Source organism: Micromonospora sp. NPDC048842, assembly GCF_040649935.1.
Lineage (GTDB): Bacteria > Actinomycetota > Actinomycetes > Mycobacteriales > Micromonosporaceae > Micromonospora > Micromonospora hortensis.
Window position 1 is genome coordinate 55,839 of sequence record NZ_JBEZGK010000027.1, and the last position, 18,993, is coordinate 74,831.

The 18,993-nt window shown below is 72.2% G+C and carries 20 protein-coding genes; 5 read left to right on the forward strand and 15 right to left on the reverse strand.

Annotation, left to right across the window (positions count from 1 at the left end):
• Window positions 1-95: 95 nt before the first annotated feature.
• From AB0C19_RS28160 to rsmD, 9 genes are all read right to left on the reverse strand, one after another.
• Entirely contained in the window at window positions 96-2,315 is a 2,220-nt protein-coding gene (locus tag AB0C19_RS28160; protein ID WP_357190146.1) for an MMPL family transporter, read from the reverse strand.
• A gap of 219 nt (window positions 2,316-2,534) precedes the next feature.
• On the reverse strand, window positions 2,535-3,392 hold the full coding sequence (mutM, locus tag AB0C19_RS28165) for a bifunctional DNA-formamidopyrimidine glycosylase/DNA-(apurinic or apyrimidinic site) lyase (RefSeq protein WP_238684613.1): 858 nt from the start codon (window positions 3,390-3,392) through the stop codon (window positions 2,535-2,537).
• Window positions 3,385-4,308, reverse strand: a complete 924-nt coding sequence (rnc, locus tag AB0C19_RS28170) for a ribonuclease III (RefSeq protein WP_357190148.1) — start codon at window positions 4,306-4,308, stop codon at window positions 3,385-3,387. Before rnc ends, mutM begins: the two co-directional genes overlap by 8 nt.
• Window positions 4,305-5,288, reverse strand: a complete 984-nt coding sequence (locus AB0C19_RS28175; protein ID WP_357190150.1) for a phosphate acyltransferase PlsX — start codon at window positions 5,286-5,288, stop codon at window positions 4,305-4,307. The genes rnc and AB0C19_RS28175 overlap by 4 nt, the downstream gene beginning before the upstream one ends.
• A 114-nt stretch (window positions 5,289-5,402) precedes the next feature.
• Window positions 5,403-5,576: a 50S ribosomal protein L32 gene (rpmF, locus tag AB0C19_RS28180; RefSeq protein ID WP_030335284.1), complete on the reverse strand. Its 174-nt coding sequence runs from the start codon at window positions 5,574-5,576 to the stop codon at window positions 5,403-5,405.
• A gap of 5 nt (window positions 5,577-5,581) precedes the next feature.
• Entirely contained in the window at window positions 5,582-6,145 is a 564-nt protein-coding gene (locus AB0C19_RS28185; protein ID WP_110562455.1) for a YceD family protein, read from the reverse strand.
• A gap of 109 nt (window positions 6,146-6,254) precedes the next feature.
• The gene (locus AB0C19_RS28190) at window positions 6,255-6,752 is read right to left on the reverse strand and encodes a hypothetical protein (RefSeq protein ID WP_030335287.1); all 498 of its coding nucleotides are present in this window, start codon (window positions 6,750-6,752) and stop codon (window positions 6,255-6,257) included.
• Between the two features lie 250 nt (window positions 6,753-7,002).
• Window positions 7,003-7,485: a pantetheine-phosphate adenylyltransferase gene (coaD, locus tag AB0C19_RS28195; RefSeq protein ID WP_030335289.1), complete on the reverse strand. Its 483-nt coding sequence runs from the start codon at window positions 7,483-7,485 to the stop codon at window positions 7,003-7,005.
• The gene (gene rsmD / locus AB0C19_RS28200; RefSeq protein ID WP_357190152.1) at window positions 7,482-8,045 is read right to left on the reverse strand and encodes a 16S rRNA (guanine(966)-N(2))-methyltransferase RsmD; all 564 of its coding nucleotides are present in this window, start codon (window positions 8,043-8,045) and stop codon (window positions 7,482-7,484) included. The genes coaD and rsmD overlap by 4 nt, the downstream gene beginning before the upstream one ends.
• A gap of 397 nt (window positions 8,046-8,442) precedes the next feature.
• Here rsmD and AB0C19_RS28205 point away from each other — a divergent pair, with 397 nt between their 5' ends.
• Window positions 8,443-9,405 carry an LPXTG cell wall anchor domain-containing protein gene (locus AB0C19_RS28205; protein WP_357190154.1) on the forward strand — a complete coding sequence of 321 codons (963 nt, stop codon included), beginning with the start codon at window positions 8,443-8,445 and terminating at the stop codon, window positions 9,403-9,405.
• 76 nt (window positions 9,406-9,481) lie between these two features.
• Here the strand turns inward: AB0C19_RS28205 and recG are convergent, their stop codons facing one another.
• The gene (gene recG / locus AB0C19_RS28210; protein ID WP_357190156.1) at window positions 9,482-11,680 is read right to left on the reverse strand and encodes an ATP-dependent DNA helicase RecG; all 2,199 of its coding nucleotides are present in this window, start codon (window positions 11,678-11,680) and stop codon (window positions 9,482-9,484) included.
• Window positions 11,677-13,293 (reverse strand): DAK2 domain-containing protein, encoded by a 1,617-nt coding sequence (locus tag AB0C19_RS28215; RefSeq protein WP_357190194.1) that lies wholly within the window; start codon window positions 13,291-13,293, stop codon window positions 11,677-11,679. The genes recG and AB0C19_RS28215 overlap by 4 nt, the downstream gene beginning before the upstream one ends.
• A 287-nt stretch (window positions 13,294-13,580) precedes the next feature.
• Between AB0C19_RS28215 and rpmB the strand changes: the two genes are divergently transcribed.
• Window positions 13,581-13,772, forward strand: coding sequence for a 50S ribosomal protein L28 (gene rpmB / locus AB0C19_RS28220; protein ID WP_011905179.1), 192 nt, complete (start codon window positions 13,581-13,583; stop codon window positions 13,770-13,772).
• 115 nt (window positions 13,773-13,887) lie between these two features.
• Here rpmB and AB0C19_RS28225 read toward each other — a convergent pair whose 3' ends face one another.
• Complete coding sequence (locus AB0C19_RS28225; protein ID WP_357190158.1) at window positions 13,888-14,349, reverse strand: GNAT family N-acetyltransferase; 462 nt, start codon at window positions 14,347-14,349, stop codon at window positions 13,888-13,890.
• Between the two features lie 29 nt (window positions 14,350-14,378).
• Window positions 14,379-15,368, reverse strand: a complete 990-nt coding sequence (locus tag AB0C19_RS28230; RefSeq protein WP_357190160.1) for a thiamine-phosphate kinase — start codon at window positions 15,366-15,368, stop codon at window positions 14,379-14,381.
• Window positions 15,369-15,464: 96 nt separating this feature from the next.
• Between AB0C19_RS28230 and AB0C19_RS28235 the strand changes: the two genes are divergently transcribed.
• Together AB0C19_RS28235 and AB0C19_RS28240 are read left to right on the forward strand one after the other, a co-directional pair.
• Window positions 15,465-15,698, forward strand: a complete 234-nt coding sequence (locus tag AB0C19_RS28235; protein ID WP_030487446.1) for an Lrp/AsnC ligand binding domain-containing protein — start codon at window positions 15,465-15,467, stop codon at window positions 15,696-15,698.
• Between the two features lie 9 nt (window positions 15,699-15,707).
• A complete protein-coding gene (locus tag AB0C19_RS28240; protein ID WP_357190163.1) occupies window positions 15,708-16,391 on the forward strand; it encodes a DUF3515 family protein in 684 nt (227 codons plus the stop codon).
• A gap of 55 nt (window positions 16,392-16,446) precedes the next feature.
• On the opposite strand, the gene AB0C19_RS28245 is transcribed toward AB0C19_RS28240, so the two are convergent.
• Complete coding sequence (locus tag AB0C19_RS28245; protein ID WP_357190165.1) at window positions 16,447-17,547, reverse strand: D-alanine--D-alanine ligase family protein; 1,101 nt, start codon at window positions 17,545-17,547, stop codon at window positions 16,447-16,449.
• Window positions 17,548-17,742: 195 nt separating this feature from the next.
• Window positions 17,743-17,961: a hypothetical protein gene (locus AB0C19_RS28250; RefSeq protein ID WP_030335309.1), complete on the reverse strand. Its 219-nt coding sequence runs from the start codon at window positions 17,959-17,961 to the stop codon at window positions 17,743-17,745.
• A gap of 278 nt (window positions 17,962-18,239) precedes the next feature.
• On the opposite strand from AB0C19_RS28250, the gene AB0C19_RS28255 reads away from it, so the two are divergent.
• Window positions 18,240-18,993, forward strand: a 754-nt coding sequence (locus tag AB0C19_RS28255) for a helix-turn-helix transcriptional regulator (RefSeq protein WP_357190167.1), incomplete at its 3' end; no start/stop codon positions are given.

The window sequence follows — 18,993 nt, forward strand, 5'->3', positions numbered from 1 at the left end:
CCCCCCTTTGTCGCGACAGAATCTGCAAGATCGCCGAGGGCGGGGCGAGGGCAAGGCGGGGCAGGGCGAGGCAGGGCGGGGTGAGGGAGCGGCGATTAGGGGACCGGGACCAGCTCCGGGGCGGGAGCGGGCGGGTTGGTGGGCGCGGGTGCCGGGCGTGGGCGCAGGAAGCGGGGGGCCCACCAGTTGGCGTCGCCGAGCATGGTCATCAACGCCGGCAGCACCACTCCCCTGATGATGGTGGCGTCCAGCAGGATCGCCGCCGCCAGACCGATGCCGAGCTGCTTCATGTCGATGGTGCTCAGCGTGGCGAAGATCGAGAAGACCCCGACCATCACGATGGCCGCGCTGGTCACCACGCCGGCCGACGAGGTGATCCCGTACGACACGGCGTCGCGGTTGGGCAGGCCGGACCGGACGCCCTCGCGGATCCGACTGACCACGAAGACGTGGTAGTCCATCGAGAGTCCGAAGAGGACCACGAACAGGAACAGCGGCAGCCACGACACGATCGCGCCCATCGACGTGAAGCCGAGCAGTCCCTGCGCCCACTCGCCCTGGAAGATCAGCACCAGCAGGCCGTACGCGGCACCGGCGGAGAGCAGGTTCAGCGCGATCGAGCTGGCCGCGATCACCACCGACCGGAAGGTGAACGTCATGACCAGGAAGGTCAGCACCAGCACGAAGCCCATGACCAGCGGCAACTTGTCCCGGACGTGCTGGGCGTAGTCCTCGCTGTCGGCAACGCTCCCGCCCACCGCGTACTCGATTCCGGGGATGCCCCGCAGTTCGGCCGGGACCAGGTCCCCGCGCAGCTTCTCCAACGACTGCACCGACCGGTCGTCCCGACTGGCGTACGGGGTGGGGACGTCCAGCACCGAGACCCGCCGGTCGGCCGACACCTCGATCTTCGGGCCGTCCGCCTCGGCCGGGGCGAACAGCGGATCGCCGGCCGCCCGGGTGGAGAGGCCGGTGAGTGCGGCGCGTACCCGGTCGGCCTGGTCGGCGGGCGCCTGAACGGCCACCACGTGATTGGTGCCGGCGCTCGGGAAGGCGGCGGTGAGCCGGTCGTACGCCTGCATCGCCGGAGTCGTGCGGGGCAGGTCCTCCATGCCGGGGAACTTCAGCTTCATGCCGAGCGCCGGCGCGGCCAGCGCGAGCAGCAGTCCGACCGAGATGACAAGCGTCGCCACCGGCGCGCGCAGCGCGGGCCGGAGCACCGCCGGCCACAGCCGGGGCGTGCGGGGCTCGCCGTGCCGGCCGGTACGCGGCGCGGTCAGTCGCCAGAGCAGCGGCACCCGGGGCCGGTCCACCCACCGGCCGAGCCGGGCCAGCAGGGCGGGCAGGACGGTCAGTGAACCGGTCACCGCGACGGCCACCACGAGGATCGAGCCGATGGCGAGGGATGAGAAGACCACGTCACCGGCGAGCAGCAGCCCGGCCATCGAGATGATCACCGCGAAGCCGGAGACCACCACGGCGTGCCCGGAGGTCTCCGCGGCGATCTCCACCGCGTCCAGACCGGACCGCCCCTTGGCGCGTTCCTCCCGCTCCCGACGGATGTAGAACAGCGAGTAGTCGACGCCGACCGCCATGCCGATCAGCAGGATCACCGGTGCCGTGGTGTCGGTGGCGGGCACCAGGTGCGAGGCCAGAGTGGACAGACCCATCGCGGCGGCCACCGAGGAGAGTGCCAGCAGCACCGGCACGCTCGCCGCGATCAGCGCCCCGAACGCGATGATCAGGATCGCCAGGGTGACCGGCAGACTGAGCAGCTCGGCGCGCTTGAAGTCCTTACCCAGGGTGTCGTCGAGGGCCTGGCCGATCGACGGCCCGCCGACCTGCTCGACGCGCAGCCCGGGGTACGCGGCCTGCACTGTGGCGGTGGCGTCGCGCAACGGCTGCACCCGATCCGAGGCCGTCTCCGGATCACCCGACATGGTGATCGGCAGCAGCAGCGCCGAGCCGTCCCGCGCGGTGACTGGCTGGCCCACCCCGGCCACCCCGGTGACCGTACGCAGCCGGGCCGCCGCGTCGTCGGCCGCCGACTTCGCCGCCGCCGGGTCCAACGCGCCACCCCGGGAGGTGATGAGGACGTTGTCCACGGCCGGGTCGTCGAAGGCACCGGCGTCCACGATCAGGCTGGCCCGCCCCGCCTCGCCGATCGCCTGGTCACCGCTGGTGGCCTCGTTGAGTCCGGCGGCGCTGCCGCCCACGAAGCACACCGCCACGAACACGGCCCACAGCGCGATCGCCCGCCACGGGTGCTCGGCGCTCCACCGCGCCAGCCGCACCGTCACCGGTCTTCTGCCCATCTCGGGTCCCCCTGTCACGTCAACCCCTGTCAACGGTGCTGACGCTAGGTGCGTGACGAGGCGGTCACATCGGGGATCGACCCGGGCCCACCCTGGAACCAGCGGACCGGGCGCGGGGGTCCGTTCGCCGGGGGTCGAACCCCGATCCGGGCGTACACCGGGGTCCACCCCGGAGCGACCCGCCGCGACCCGCCGGCATCGCCCCGAGCCGGCTCCGGGTCATCCCCGAAGGGAACCCCGGGGCCGTGGCTGACAGTGCGGGCAGCTGTACGAGGACCGGTTCATGAACGCCTCACGGCGGATCGGCGCGCCACACCGCCGGCACGGCTCGCCCTCGCGGCCGTACGCGTTGAGCGCACGGTCGAAGTAGCCACTCTCGCCGTTGACGTTCACGTAGAGGGCGTCGAAGCTGGTGCCGCCCTCGCTGATCGCCTCGGCGAGCACGTCGCGGACGTGGCCGAGGAGACGCTGCGCGGCCGGGCCGGTCAGCGCGTCGGTGGGTCTGCCGCCGTGCAGCTTGGCGCGCCAGAGCGCCTCGTCGGCGTAGATGTTGCCCACCCCGGAGATCAGGGTCTGGTCGAGCAGCGCCCGCTTCACCTCGGTGTGCCGGCGGCGCAGCGCCGCGACGAACGCCTCGTCGGAGAACTCCGGGTCCATCGGGTCGCGGGCGATGTGGGCGATCTCGTCGGGCAACTCGGCGCCGCCCTCGCTCACCGAGAGCCCACCGAACGTGCGCTGGTCGACGAAGCGCAGCTCCGGACCGTCGTCGCTGAACCGGAACCGGACCCGGAGGTGGGTCTCGTCAGGCGTCCCGGGTGGCTGGAGCAGTAGCTGACCCGACATGCCGAGGTGCCCGACGATCGCGTCACCGCTGTCCAGTGGCAGCCACAGGTACTTGCCGCGACGGCGGGCGTCCAGCACCGTCCGGCCGGCGAGCACGTCGGCGAAGTGCACGTCGCCGGGAACGTGCCGGCGGACCGCACGCGGATGACGAACCTCGACCGAGGCGATCCGACGGCCGACGACCCACTGGGCCACCCCCTGCCGGACGGTCTCCACCTCGGGCAGCTCAGGCACGCGGCCGACCCGTCTCGTGACCGTCGGCGCCCCCAGCCGGCAACGCCTGCGCGAGGTGGTCGGCCTGCTCGGCCTGAGCCGCCCGCTCGGCGCGCTCCAGCGGCCCGAACGGCTCGTCGGAGTCGGCCGAGTCGTCCCGAGCGATCGGCTGGTCCTGGCGATCGTCGCCGGCCCGAGCACCCTGGCCGTCGTCGCCGTTCTGGCCGTTCTGCTCGGCGAGCGTCCGCCAGGCAGCCTCGGCGGCCCGCTGCTCGGCCTCCTTCTTGCTGCGCCCCTCGGCGCCGCCGTACCGGATGCCGGCCACCACCACCCAGGCGGTGAACGTCTTGAGGTGATCCGGGCCGGTGCCCTCGATCCGGTACTCCGGGACGCCGAGACCGAGCGCCGCGGTCAGCTCCTGGAGGCTGGTCTTCCAGTCGAGTGCGGCCCCACGACCGGCCGACTCGGCCATCAGCGGGTCGAAGAGGCGGTGGATGACGATCCCCGTGGTGTCCAGGCCGTACTGGAGGTAGATCGCGCCGAGCAGCGCCTCCAGCGTGTCGGCGAGGATGCTCGCCTTGTCCCGGCCACCGGTCGTCTCCTCACCCTTGCCGAGCAGCAGGTACGCGCCGAGCCCGTCCGGGCCCAGACCGCGGGCCACGTCGGCGAGCGCCCGCATGTTGACCACGCTGGCCCGCAACTTGGCCAACTGCCCCTCGGGCAGATCCGGGTGGTTGTGGAACAGCGCCGTGGTGATCACCACGCCGAGCACCGAGTCGCCGAGGAACTCCAGCCGCTCGTTGGTCGGCAGCCCACCGTTCTCGTACGCGTACGACCTGTGGGTCAACGCGCGCTGGAGCAGCTCGGGTTCCAGGCTCACTCCGAAGGCGGCTTCCAGGTGACCGACGGACGCCCGCCGCCGCTTGTCGTTGCTCATGTGCGTACCTCGGTGTCGGTGGAGCGGTCGGTGTGACCCGTCGCGGCGTCGCTGTCGAGCAACGCGGAGACCAGATCGGTGGCGCGCCGCCGCCACAGGTGGGCGGCGAGAGCTATGCCGGAGGCGACGTCGTCGGCGCGGGCGGACCCGTGACAGACGACCACCGTCCCCGCGACGCCCAGCAGGGCCGCCGCGCGGGGCGCGCCGCCCTGGGCAGGTGGGCCGCCGGCCATCGCGTACGCGCCCTCAATGGCCTTGAGCAGCACGTTACCGGTGAAGCCGTCGGTGACAACCACATCGGCGCGCGCGCCGAGGGCCACGTCGTACCCCTCGACCAGGCCGACGTAGCGCGCCCCGCCGGGCAGCGGTTCGACGGCGAGCAGGGGGTCGGTGGCGCGGCGGACCCGGTCGCCCTTGCCGGCCTCGGTGCCGACCGAGAGCAGCCCGACCCGGGGCGCGGCGATCGAGTGGGCCACCGCCGCGTACGCGGCGCCGAGCACTGCGTGGCGGGCGAGGGTGGCCGGGCGGGGTTCCAGGGAGCCGCCGACGTCGAGCAACACGACAGGCCCCGCCACGGCGGGCAGGGTGGCGGCCAGCGCGGGTTGACGGATCTCCGGCGAGCGGCCGAGGCCGAGTACGGCAGCGGTGACTGTGGCGCCGGTGGCGCCGGCGGAGACAAGCGCGTCGGCGGTTCCGTCCCGGACGGCGGTGACAGCGGCCCGGACGGTGCTCTCGGAGCGGGCGGCGCTGGGATGGTCGGCCATGCCGACGACATCGCGAACAGGCCGCACCGTGATCCGGGCGCGTTGCGCCGGATCGAGGGCAGCAATCAGCTCGTCGGCGACCTCGGTCGGACCGACGAGAAGCAGATGCAGGTCAGGGTCGGCGCGCATGGCCCGCAGAGCGCCGTCAACCACGACGGCGGGAGCGTCGTCCCCGCCGAGGAGGTCAACGGCGATCCGCGCGGCGCCCGGCTCCACCGGAACGCCGGCCGGATTGGGCCGGCCGGCGTCGGAGGGAGCCGGAGCACCGGGCGAATGCCAGGATGCGCGCGCCGCCCGACCTGGGGTCGGGGGCGTCACTCGGCGTCCAGGTCAGACCTCGAGAACCTGGCGGCCGTTGTAGGTGCCGCAGACGGAGCAGGCGGCGTGCGGCAGCTTCGGGGACTTGCACTGCGGGCACGCAACGGTCGCGACCACTGTCGCCTTCCAGTTCGCCCGGCGGGACCGGGTGTTGCTGCGCGACATCTTGCGCTTCGGGACGGCCACGGTTCTTACTCCTCTGTAACGGTCAGTTGCGACAGGCCCGCCCAACGCGGGTCGATCTGCTGGTGACTGTGGTCGGCCGGCAGATCGTCCCAGTGCGCCCCGCATTCGGGGCACAGTCCTGGGCAGTCCTCCCGGCAGAGCGGGTTGGTCGGCAGCGTGAGCACCAACGCGTCCCGCAGCGCCGGCTCCAGGTCGATCAGATCGCCCTGCATCCGGCCCACCTCGTCCTCGTCGGTCGTGGCGTCCGTGGTGCTGTCCTCGTACGCGTACAGCTCCTGGATCGTCACGCCCATCGAGTCGTTGATCTCGCGCAGGCAACGGCCGCACTCGCCCCGGACGGGACCGGTGATGGTCCCGGAGACGAGCACGCCCTCGGACACCGACTGCAACCTCAGATCGAGGTCGAGGTCCGCGCCCTCCGGCACGCCGATCAACTCCACACCGAGGTCCGCCGGTGCCGGCACGACCCGCTGGACCTCACGCAACGCGCCAGGGCGACGCGGCAGGTCCCTCGTGTCGAGGACCAGCGGCGACCTGGGGTTGAGTGTCGATGGCGAGTGCTTGGGCATAGTTAGACTCCGGCCGGTGAGAGGCCGACAAAAAAGGTTACCTGGGCGACCGCCGGCCCGTCGAACCGGGGGCGACGCCCGCCTGAGAAGTCGGCTGGTGAGGTGCCGCTCAGAAGGGTAGCGGGCGTTCCGCCTCATCCCCAGCGAAGGTGCCGATCTCCCGCAGCGCGTGCATCTTGTCCCGGCCGCGCTCTATCGAGGCGAGCGCCCGGGTGAGGAACTGCTCGAAGTTGGCCAGCGCGGTGTCGACGTAGTCGTCGACCTCCTCACGCAGGCGCTGCGCCTCGGCGCGGGCCTCGCCGATGATCCGGGCACCCTCGTGCTCGGCCGACACGGTGATCTCGTTCACCGAGACCAGGCGGGCGTGTTCTGCCTCACCCTCGCTGATGATCCGGTCGGCCTCGCGCTTGCCGGCTTCCATGATCTTGTCGCGCTCCTCCAGGAGCGCGGCGGCGCGACGCAGGTCGGCGGGGAGATCGGCACGCATCTCATCGAGGGCAGCGATCATCTCACCCCGGTCGACCATGCAGTTGTTGCGCGACATCGGGACGGAGCGCGCCTGCTCCAGGATGGCGATCAGTTCGTCGATGCGATCGAGCGGGTCCACCGGCTACCTCACTCCTGTCGTTCGTCGGCCGACCTCCATGATGCGGGCTACGGCCGTTCCCCGCGCCACCAATCATGTCGTGCCGGCCCCACCGCCGCCCCACTCACCCCAACCCGGCGAGTCGCGACATAGTCACCCCCGGCTCCCACCCCGCCGATCTTGCACTTTCGGTCGCGTCAAACCATGCCGAAAGGGGCGATGCAGGCACCGTAAGTGCAAGATCGCGAGGGCGAGAGGGAGCCAGGTCCGCTCAGCGGCGAGGGCCCAGGCGGGCCTGGAGGGCTTCACGGACCGGGTCGGGGACGTGGGCGGAGATGTCGCCACCCCACTTGGCCACGTCCTTGACCAGGCTCGACGAGAGGAACGAGTAGAGCGGATTGGTAGGCATGAAGAGCGTCTCGACGCCGGCCAGACCGATGTTCATCTGGGCCATCTGCAACTCGTAGTCGAAGTCACTGACCGCCCGCAGGCCCTTGATCAGCACACTGGCCTGCTGGGCCCGGCAGAAGTCCACCAGCAGCCCTCGGAACGACTCGACACGCACGTTGCCGTACGACGAGGTCACCTCGCGGAGCATCTCGATGCGCTCCTCGACGGTGAACAGGCCACTCTTCGACTGATTCACCAGCACACCGACGATCACCTCATCGAAGAGCCGACTGGCCCGCCCGATGATGTCGAGGTGTCCGTTGGTGACCGGGTCGAACGAACCGGGGCACACCGCACGTCTCATGATCGGCGACCGTACCAAAGGGTGGTCTCGCCGTAACGACGACTGCGCTCGGGGGTGATCCCCTCCACCCAGTCGAACTCCCTGGTGCGGCGGGACCGCTCCACCACCACCAACGCGTCGGGCGCCAGCCAGCCGCGATCGACCAGCGCGGCCAACAGCGCGGTGATCTCCTCGTCCGGCACGGCGTACGGCGGGTCGGCGAAGACCACGTCGTACGGCTCACCGTCCGGTCCTGCGGCCAGCACCGTCGCCACCTTGCCGGTGACCAGGCGGGCCGCCGGACCGGCACGGAGGGCCGCCACGTTCTCCCGGATCACCCGGGCAGCCCGCGGGTCGGACTCGACCAGTAACACGTGCCGGGCCCCCCGGGAGAGCGCCTCCAGGCCGACCGCGCCGGAGCCGGCGTACAGGTCGGCGAAGCGGGCGCCGTCGAGATCGACCTCGGCCTGGACGGCACTGAACAGCGCCTCCCGGACCCGATCCGAGGTGGGTCGGGTGCCGGCGCCGGGCGGCGCGGCGATCCGCCGGCCACCGAGCGTCCCGGCCACGATCCGGGTCACCGTTTCCTCCTGCTCATGCCCGCGACGCTACGCGATGCCGGGCGGACCCGGTCAGCACGGCGCGGATCCGAGGAGTGGGCCCGCCGGCGACGACGCGGAGCACCTGAGCAGCACCGACGGCGCGGCATCCACCGTGGAGCCACAGCGGGCGGACCGTCCCCAGTGACCGGACCGACACCTTCGGTTTATCAAAGATCACGAATCGACTACATTGCCAGATGGCAATGATCTGAACTCCCCTCATTAACCACCCATCAGTACAGTCTCCCCCTGTCCCCGCTTTCGCTGCGGGAACACCACCGCGTCGCGCGACGCCCCGGTGAGCAGGTGACTCCCCGGTCACGATGTCTCCCGGCCTCCCGCCACGCGATCCGTACCCCCCTCACCAGGAGCAGGCGTGAACCCTCCCAAGTCTCCGTTCCGGCGCGTCGCGGCCATCGCCGCGGGCGCGTTGATCGGCATCGCCGGCGTCGGCGTCCTCGCGAGCCCCGCGAGTGCCCACCACCCCGAGCCCTCCGGCACCTACTGCCTGACCTCCGACGGCCAGGTCAAGGTGACCTGGACGGTCGGCAACAGCGAGAACATCGACGCGAAGATCACCAAGCTCGAGTCGACCGTCCCGGCGGCCTTCACCGGCGGCCTGGCACAGGACGCCACTCTCCCGGCTAAGGGCGAGGGTTTCCTCACCGGCACCCAGGCCCACAGCTTCGACCAGAAGCGACCGACGATCGAGCTGACCGTCGAGGCGCGGTGGGTGCGCTCCGACCGGATCGTGACCGAGGAGCGGACCGTGGCCGCCGAGCCGAAGGGCACCTGCGCGGCAGAGGCGACGCCCTCGCCGAGCAGCCCGACGCCGACCGCCACCCCGTCGGCTACCCCCACCCCGACCCCCACTGTCGCCTCTCCGTCGCCGAGCCAGCCTCCGACCCAGAGCCCGACCCCGACTGCCACCCCGGCTCCGGCGGAGCCGGTGGGCGCGGTCGAGTCGACCTGCGACAAGCTCACCTTCACTATCGAGAACCCCGCCGACGGTGAGACCGTCACGCTCACCCTGACCCCGAACAAGGGCGAGGTGAAGACGCTGGTCGTCAAGCCCGGCGAGACCGGTTCCGTCTCCTTCGACGCGTTCGAGGGTCTGGTCGTCACGCCGGCCGCCGAGGGCCTCGACGACACCGCGCCGATCGCCTGGGAGCAGCCGGCCGAGTGCGCCCCGGGTCAGGGTGGCGGCAAGGACGAGCCGGCTCTGCCGCTGACCGGTGCTGCCACCGGCGGCATCATCGCCGGCGCCGTGGTGCTGCTGGCCGCCGGTGCCGCCCTGTTCGTGGTGGCCCGTCGTCGTCGGGTTCGCTTCACCGCCTGAACCAACCCGCTCTGACAGTTGAGGGCGTGTCGACCACCCGGTCGGCGCGCCCTCAACCATGTGATGGCCTGCGCGGTCAGCCCTTTTCCAGGTACTCCGCGCGATCCTCGTCCACCAGTGCGGCCACCGAGGCGGCCAGTGCCGGGCTGCGGGCCAGCTCCGGGTCGTCCTCGATCAGGGTGATCGCCTCGGCGCGGGCGTCGCGGATCAGGTCGGCGTCGCGTCGCAGGGACAGCAACCGCAGGTGCGAGCGGTGCCCGGACTGGGTGGCACCCAGCACGTCGCCCTCGCGGCGTTGCTCCAGGTCGAGTTCGGCGAGCTTGAACCCGTCGCTAGTGGACGCCACCGCGTCCAACCGTTCCCGCGCCGAAGAACCCTCGGCCGCCTCGCTGACCAGCAGGCAGAGCCCGGCGGCGGCACCCCGGCCGACCCGGCCGCGCAACTGGTGCAGCTGGGAGACGCCGAACCGGTCGGCGTCCAGCACGATCATCACTGTGGCGTTCGGTACGTCCACGCCAACCTCGATCACTGTCGTCGCCACCAGCACGTCCAGGTCGCCAGCCGCGAAGGACCGCATCACCGCGTCCTTCTCGTCGGCCGGCAGGCGACCGTGCAGCACACCGATCCGCAGGCCGTGCAGCGGGCCCTCGGCCAGCAGCGGAGCCACCTCGGTCACCGCCAGCGGTGGCCGCCGGCCGTTGTCGTCCTCGGGTGGCGGTTCCTCGTCGCTGGTCGGCCCGTCACCGATTCGCGGGCACACCACGTACGCCTGGTGGCCGGCGGTCACCTCCTCGCGCAGCCGACGCCAGGCCCGGTCCAGGTAGGCCGGCTTCTCGGCGGCCGGCACCACGTGCGAGGTGATCGGCGATCGCCCCCGGGGCAGCTGGGAGAGCGTGGAGACCTCCAGGTCGCCGTAGACGGTCATCGCCACGGTGCGCGGGATCGGGGTGGCCGTCATCACCAGCACGTGCGGCGGTTGGTCGGCCTTGGCCCGCAGGGCGTCGCGCTGCTCCACGCCGAAGCGGTGCTGCTCGTCGACCACCACCAGGCCGAGGTCGGCGAAGTCGACCCCCTCGTACAGCAGGGCGTGGGTGCCGAGCACGATGCCGGCGGCGCCGCTGGCCACCTCGCCGAGCGCCCGGCGGCGGGCCGCCGCGCCCAGCGACCCGGTGACCAGCTCGACCCTGGTGGCGTGCTCGGCGGAGCCCAGCTCACCGGCCCGCCCGAGCGGCCCGAGCAGGTCGAGCATGCCCCGGTGGTGCTGGGCGGCCAGCACCTCGGTGGGCGCCAGCAGCGCGGCCTGCCCGCCCGCGTCGACCACCTGGAGCATCGCCCGTAGCGCCACCACCGTCTTGCCCGAGCCCACCTCGCCCTGCAACAGACGGTGCATGGGGTGCGGGGTGGCCAGGTCCGCCGCGATCTCCACACCGACCTCCCGCTGACCGGCCGTCAGCTCGTACGGGAGTCGGGCGTCGAAGGCTTCCAACAGCCCACCAGGGTGCGCCGGGCGGGGCCGGGCCGGCCAGTCGGCCGCCCGGTGCTTGCGCTGCACCAGGGTCACCTGGACGGCGAAGGCCTCGTCCCACTTGAGGCGCCGCCGCGCATGGTGCAGCGCCTCCTTGCTGGACGGCCGGTGGATCTCGGTCAGCGCGGCGCCCAGCCCGACCAGCTTGCGGCTGGCCCGCACGGCGCTCGGCAGTGGATCGTCCGGCGGGGTGAACGTGTCGAGTACGACGCGCACGCATCGCGCGATCACCCAGGTCGGCACGGCTGCGGCTGCCGGGTAGACCGGGATCAGCGCCCCCGCGAACTCCTCGATGTCGTCGCTGACCGCCGCCTCGCCGTCGCCACCCTCGCCGAGCAGGACGTACTCCGGGCCGTTGAGCTGCCGTTTGCCCCGGAACTCGGTGACCTTGCCGGCGAACAGACCCCACCGGCCCGGGCGCAGCTCGCGCTCGCGCCACGCCTGGTTGCCGAAGAAGGTCAACGTCAGCACCCCGCCGGAGCCGTCGCCGACTGTCACCTCCAGCAGATTGCCCCGCCGCTGACGCATCGGGCGCACCGCTGTGCGCTGCACCTGGGCCAACACGGTGACCTGCTCACCGACGTCCAGTGAGCGGATGTCGGTGTGCTCACCACGCTCGTCGTAGCGACGCGGAAAGTGGTAGACCAGGTCACCCGCGGTGTGCAGGTCGAGGTGCGAGGCCAGCGCCTTGGCTGTCTTGTCCCCGACCAGCTTCTTCAGCGGAGTGTCCACAGTGGCTGGTTCGCTCATTCGATCCCTACCAGGAGCGGATAAAACGGCTGGCCGCCCGGGTACGCGTGCACCTCGACGAACGGCCAGCGCCGTGCGACGTGCGCGCGGACGGCGTCGGTGAGCCCGGCCGGGGCGTCCACCCCGGCCAGCAGGGTGACCATCTCGCCACCACCGCCGAGCATCCGGTCGACCACCGCGGCGCAGGTGTCGGTGAGGTCGGTGCCGATCAGGTGCACCTCCCCCTCCACCAGCGCCAGCACGTCACCGGGACGGCACGGGCCGGCCACTGTCAGCGCCTCCCGGCTGGCATGGCAGACCTCGGCGTAGCGGCAGGCGCCGGCCGCCTCGGCCATCGCGATGACGTCGTCCTCGAAACGGCGGTCACCGTCGCGGACCGCGAGGGCTGCGAGGGCCTGCACCGGTGAGCGGGTCGGCACCACGCTCACCTTGATGCCGTACCGATGGGCCTCGCGGGCGGCCGCGCTCGCCACCGCCTCGGTGTTGGCATCGTTGGGCAGCACCACCACCCGGGCCGCGCCGGTGCTGCGCACGGCGTCCAGCAACTCACCGGTGGAGGGGTTGCCCGGCACGACTGTGGCGCCCTCCGCGGTGAACAGGTCGGCGATGCCGCCGCCGGTGGCCACCACCACAGCGGCCCGGCCGGCCACCACCGGGCCGGAGGGCGACTCCGACTGGTCGGCGAACCGGGTGACCGAGATGCGGTAGGGGCGGCCGGCGGCAACACCGGCCTCGACCGCCGCGCCCACGTCGTTGACGTGCACGTGCACGTTCCAGGTGCCTTCCGGCTCACGCCCGTCGCCGACGACGAGAAGCGAATCTCCCAGGGCGTCGAGCGCCCGCCGCAAATCGGCGACCGCCTCGGCCGGCGCGTCGAGCAGGAACTGCACCTCGTACGCGTATTCGTCGGAACCGGTCTCGCGGGCGACGGTGGCCGCCGGACGGGCGACGGAGCGCGGCGTCGGCGCGGCCCGGGCCGTGCGCTCCCCCGTCAGCACCTCGACCAGGGCGTCGAGCAGCACGCAGAGCCCTCGGCCACCGGCGTCGACCACGCCGGCGCGGGCCAGCGCCGGTAGCTGTTCCGGCGTGCGGGCGAGCGCCTCGGCCGCCGCCCGGGCCGCGGCGCCGGCCACCGTCGGCAGGTCGTCGCTGTCCGCGCCCTCGGCCGCGGCGGCGGCCGCCGCGACCACTGTGAGCACCGTGCCCTCGACCGGCCGGGAGACCGCCGTGTACGCGGCGGCGGTGCCGGAGCGCAACGCGGCGGCCAACTCCCTGCCACGCACCGCCGGCACCCCGGCGACCTGGTCGGCGAAACCACGCAGGATCTGCGAGAGGATGACCCCGGAATTGCCCCGCGCGCCGAGCAGCGCGCCCTGGGCCATCAGCCGCAGCGCGTGCCCGTGCGCTGTCGGCCCGCTGTCGGGGAGCGTGTCCAGATCCATGGCGAGGGCCTGCTGCGCCGAGGTGAGGGTGAGCACCAGGTTGGTGCCGGTGTCGCCGTCGGGCACCGGATAGACGTTGAGCTGGTCGATCTCGCCCTGGTGGCGCTTCAGTGCGGCCAGCCCGCTCGCGCACCAGCGGCGGACCGCGGCGGCGTCGAGGGTGTCCAGCACGGGCAGAAGCCTACTGGCGCGCACCGACACCCGTCGGACTCGTCCGGCGTGTCCTCGCCGGCCCGGGGCGGCGCTGGCCGCGGCGGGGACGAACGCCTCCGGTACCCTTGCCGCCGGGCCGGCCCACCGCTGGGCGGGCAGGTCCACGACCAGGCGGAAGCCGGGGCACGGGCGAGCGCCGGACCGGGCCGGTTGGCCGGGTCGGCGAGTCATCGGGTAACCTGACCAGGTTGCCCGGGCAGCACCTGCCGGCGACCTCATGAACGTATCAATCCCAGGAGTATCCCGTGGCTAGCGTGTGCGACGTCTGTGGCAAGGGACCGGGCTTCGGCCACAACGTGTCCCACTCGCACCGGCGGACCAACCGCCGCTGGAACCCGAACATCCAGTCGGTGCGTACCCCGGCCGGTGGCGGCAACACCAAGAAGTTGAAGGTCTGCACCTCGTGCATCAAGGCCGGCAAGGTCACCCGCGCCTGACGCGGTAGCACCCAACCTTTTCGTTCGGCTCAGCCGGCGGACCCTCGGGGTCCGCCGGCTCTGTCGTGTTCCCGGGGCAGACGCCGCACACCGGCCGCCGGGGCCGGTACGCAGGTCAGAGGGTGCGGCCGAAGGAGACGCAGCCCTCCGCGTCCTTGTAGAAGCCGAAGTTCGGGATCCGCTCGTACCCGGCGGAGCCGTACATGGCGATCGCCTCGGGCTGCTTGTCACCGCATTCCAGGACCACTCGCTTGCGCCAGTGCTCGCGCGCGGAGCGCTCGACGGCCGCCAGCACCGCACGGGCCACCCCCCGCCCCCGTGCCGCCGGGGCCGTGTACATCCGCTTCAGCTCCGCGCTGTCCGCGCCGTGGCTGCGCCAGCCACCACAGCCGACCGGCTCGCCGGCCAGGTAGGCCACCAGGAACGCGCCATTGGGCGGCTCGAACTCGGCCGCGTCCACCGGGGTGTCGTCGCCGGTGCCGCCGTAACGGGCACCGAGGTCGGCCAGTGCGGCGTGGATCAGGTGCTGCGCCACCGGCGCGTCGAACCGCACCGCCCGGATCTCGATCTCACTCACGGTGTCCAGGGTACGACCGCGGGCGGGCCTCACCGGAAGTGGTCCCACCCGGCCGGACCGTCGTAGGCGGCGCCGTCGACGGTCACGCCGGCACCGTCGGTGACCAGACCGATCGGCCGCCAGTCCGGCGGCAGCACCACCGCCGGGGGGAAGGTCGCGGCCAGCGCGTGATCGTCGCCACCAGCGAGGATCCAGGTGTACGGGTCGACGCCGAGTGCCTGCGCCGCGTCGGCCATCTGCCGGGGCACCTCGAACCCGTCGCGGCGCACGTCGATCGCCACCCCGCTGGCCGCCGAGACGTGCCCGAGGTCGGCGAGGAGCCCGTCCGACACGTCGATCATGGAGGTGGCGCCGAGTTGGGCAGCCTGCGGGCCGGCCTGGTAGGGCACCTGCGGCCGGCGGTACGCCTCGACCAGCAGCCGAGGGGTACGGAAGCCCCGGGTCAGCACGGTCAGCCCGGCTGCCGCGAACCCGGTGCGCCCGGCCAGAGCGAGCACGTCCCCCGGTCGGGCGCCCGAGCGCAGCACCGGCGGACGGCCCGCCAGGTCGCCCAGCGCGGTGACGGCGACGGTCAGGGTGGGACTGGCCGACATGTCCCCGCCGACGACGCTCGCACCTACCGTCGCCGCCTCCGCGGAGAGCCCATCGGCCAACTCCTCCGCCCAGGCGGTGTCCAGGTCCACCGGCATGCAGAGCGCGACCAGCAGGGCCGTCGGCGTGGCACCCATCGCCGCGATGTCCGCCAGGTTGGCCGCTGCCGCCCGGTGCCCGACGTCGCGGGCCGAGGACCAGTCCCGCCGGAAGTGCCGCCCGTCGACCAGCACGTCGGTGGAGGCCGCCACCCGACCGTCCGGCGCGGCCACCACCGCCGCGTCGTCGCCCGGACCGAGCAGTGTCGTCGGCCCGTACGACAGCCGGGCGGTGATCCTCCCGATCAGCCCGAACTCCCCGATCCCGGACACGCCGACGCCACCGCGGGCGTTCCGCCCGTGCTGCCCGGCTCCGCCGTGCTCGCTCACCGCTGCTCCTTGACCACCGATAGGGATCGGACCTGGTCCGTAAGGTACTTTCACCCTTCGGGCCGCTCCCGGGCGGCGACGGACGGAGGTCGAGTCGTGGTACAGGCGTACATCCTCATCCAGACCGAGGTCGGCCGCGCACGTGACGTGGCGGGTCTCATCGCGGACATCCCCGGCGTGGTGCGCGTCGACGCCGTCACCGGGCCGTACGACGTGGTCGTCCTCACCGAGGCGAACACCGTCGACGAGCTCGGCAAACTCATCGTCAGCAAGGTGCAGATGGTGCCCGGCATCACTCGCACCCTCACGTGTTCGGTGGTGCGGCTGTAAGTGGACGAGATGACGACCTCCTCCTCGGCTCTGGACGACGACAGGGCGCGCGACGCGGCCGACGGGACGTCCGAGCCGGCTGACGGTAACCGCGAGTCGGCCGATCCGGCCGCCGCCGCGCCGGCCGGCCGCGATCGGACCATGCGTGGCGCGGCCCTGCTGGCCACGTTGATCGCGCTGCCGATCACGCTGCTGGTGGCAGTGCTGGCCTTCAGCAAGCTCAGCCCGGACACGCCGGCCGCCGCGCCGACCCCCTCCGCGACCACCGCTCGGGTGCAGTCCACCACCCCGGTGGAGATGGCCGCCCCGGCGCTGGCCGCCCGCCCGGCCACTGTCTGCCGGGCCCTGCTCTCCCAGCTCCCGGCGAGCATCCGCGACCTGGCCCAGCGACCGGTCACCGCCGGCCCGGAGCAGAACGCCGCCTACGGCGACCCCGCGCTGACAGTGGCCTGCGGCGGCACCGAGCCGGCCTTCCCCAGCACCGACGAGGTCTGGACCGTCAACCGGGTCTGCTGGCACCTGGCCGAGCAGGCCGACGCGGCGGTCCTCTCCACTGTCGACCGGGAGACGCTGATCACCGTGCGCGTGCCGCGCTCGTACGAGCAGCCGTTGCAGTGGTTGCCGACGATCTCCAGCACGATCGTGGCGAGCGTGCCCTCCGGCGGCGCGATCCCGTCCGGTTGCCAGCGCTGAACCCGAACCGACTCCGCCCGCGTCGGCTGACCGGCGCGGGCGGGGTTCGGACGGCTCAGTGCAGGCCGACGCCGCGCCGCTGGGCGGTACGGATCAGCCGGTTGACCAGCTTCGGGTACTCCAGGCCGGAGGCCGCCCACATCCGCGGGAACATCGACGTCGGGGTGAAGCCGGGCATCGTGTTGATCTCGTTGAGGTAGACGTCCAGCTCGGGAGTGACGAAGAAGTCGGCCCGGGCCAGACCGGCGCAGTCCAGCGCGGTGAACGCTCGGACCGCGTACTCCTGCACCTGGCGGGTCACCTTCTCCGGCAGGTTGGCCGGGATGTCGTACTCGCAGGAGTCGTCGAGGTACTTCGCCTCGAAGTCGTAGAAGTCGTGGTCCGCGACGACCCGCACCTCGGCCAGCACCGACGCCTCGGGCGTGCCGCCGGCCTCGCCCTCCAGCACACCGCACTCGATCTCGCGGCCGACGATCGCGGCCTCGATGATGACCTTCGGGTCGAACTGCCGGGCGGCGGCGACCGCCGCGTCCAGCTCGGCCCAGTCGGTGACCTTGCTGACGCCGAATGACGACCCGGCCCGGGACGGCTTGACGAAGACCGGCAGGCCGAGCCGCTCCTTGTCCTGCTCGCCGAGCGTCATGCCGTTGCGCAGCACTGCGTACGTGCCGACCGGGATGCCCTCGACGGCACAGAGCTTCTTGGTGAACTCCTTGTCCATGGCGGCCGCGGAGGCGAACACGTTCGCCCCGACGTAGGGAATGCCGGCCATCTCCAGCATTCCCTGGATGGTGCCGTCCTCACCGTAGGTGCCGTGCAGCACCGGGAAGACCACGTCCACGTCGGCCAGCGCCCGGGGGCCCTCGGTCGGGTCGAGCACCATCAGTCCGTTGCCGGTGGGGTCGGCGCGCAGCACGATGTCGTCACCCGAGTCGGCGGTGATCTCCGGCAGCTGACGGGCGTTGATCGCGAGCTGGGCGGGGTCTCCGTTGGTCAGCACCCACTGGCCGGCCCGGGTGATGCCCACCGGGACCACCTCGAACTCGTCCGGGTCGAGTGCGCCGAACACGCTGCCGGCGCTGACGCAGGAGATGCCGTGCTCCGGGCTGCGGCCGCCGAAGACGATCGCCACGCGGGTCTTGCCTGGGGTGGTCACTCCGGTCACCTCTTCGTACGCGACTGCGGCTGGTCGTGCTCGCCGGTGGCGCTCACCCGGTTGACCTTACTGTGCGTGGCCGCGGGGCGAGGCGATACCCGGCGAGCCACGGCACGACACGGCAAACAGTCAGGAAAGGATATACGGTGTGTAATCGGACGGTAGCGGTGCCACGGACCGCTGACCTGGGGCTGTTCAGTCCCGGGAGTGCCGGCGGCCGACGGCGATCACCTTCACCCGCTGCCGGCCGGCTCGCACCATGCCCAGCGCCATGAAAGCTCCGGCGATGCGGTCGGCGGCCTCCCGGCTGCTGGCGCCGACGACCTGCCGGCGCCGCTCCGGCGCGACCCGCTCGTTGCGGTTGACGCCCTCGACGGGGCGCACATCGGTGAGCACCACGAGGAAGCGGGTCATCGCACTCCGCCCGAGGGTACGGCGGGGGGCTCCGGGCGGGTTCGCACGTCGTCTCCTTCCGGCAGGCCGGGGTGGAGGGGCGGCACGCGACGATCGGGTACGGGGGAGAAACCCGATCGCCGCGCGCCCCATCCCCTCCGGTCGCTCACCACCACCGTCGCCACGACAACCGGCGGTGAGGACGCGATAACAGATTGACACGTGTATAGGCGTGAATGCAACTCCCATCGACGTTCTCTCATGCAGACGTTCCCGCAAATGTATGCGACCATCGATGCATGGCTCCGAAGACCGCCCGCGCCCGCCGGCTCGGCATCGCCCTGCGCCACCACCGGGAAGCCGCCGGGCTGACGCTGGAGACCGCGGCGGATGAGATCAACAGCACCCGCAGCACCCTCTCCCGCTACGAGAACGCCCAGACCCTGATCAGCCCGGCCACCGTGCGCGCCCTACTCACGTCGTACGGGGTGAGTGCCGAGGAGGTGGCCGCGGCGGTGCAGCTCGCCAAGGACGCCCGCAAGCCCGGCTGGTGGGTGTCGTACTCCTACCTGCTGGATCCGCGCACCATCGACTTCATCGCGCTGGAGGCCGAGGCGACAGCCATCGCCAACTTCGAGCCCTCGGTGGTGCCCGGCCTGTTGCAGACCGCCGACTACATCCGTGGCGTGATGCGCGGCGGGCCGCACACCCTTGGCGACGACCTGGTGGAGCAGCGGGTCAAGATCCGGCTCGACCGACAACAGCGGCTCACCGCCGACCAACCGCCCATCCTCGACGCGATCATCGACGAGGGCGCGCTGCTACGGCCGGTCGGTGACCAGTCGGTGATGAACGGGCAACTACGGCACCTGGTCAAGATGGCCGAGCTGCCGAACATCAGCGTCCAGGTGATCCCGCTCTCCGCCGGCTACCACCGGGGCACCCGGGGTTCCCTGTACATCCTCGAGTTCGCCGACCCGGAGGACCCGATCATCGCGTCGGTGGAGACCGTTGCGGGTCAGATGATCCTCGACCGCGCCGGCGAGACGCGTA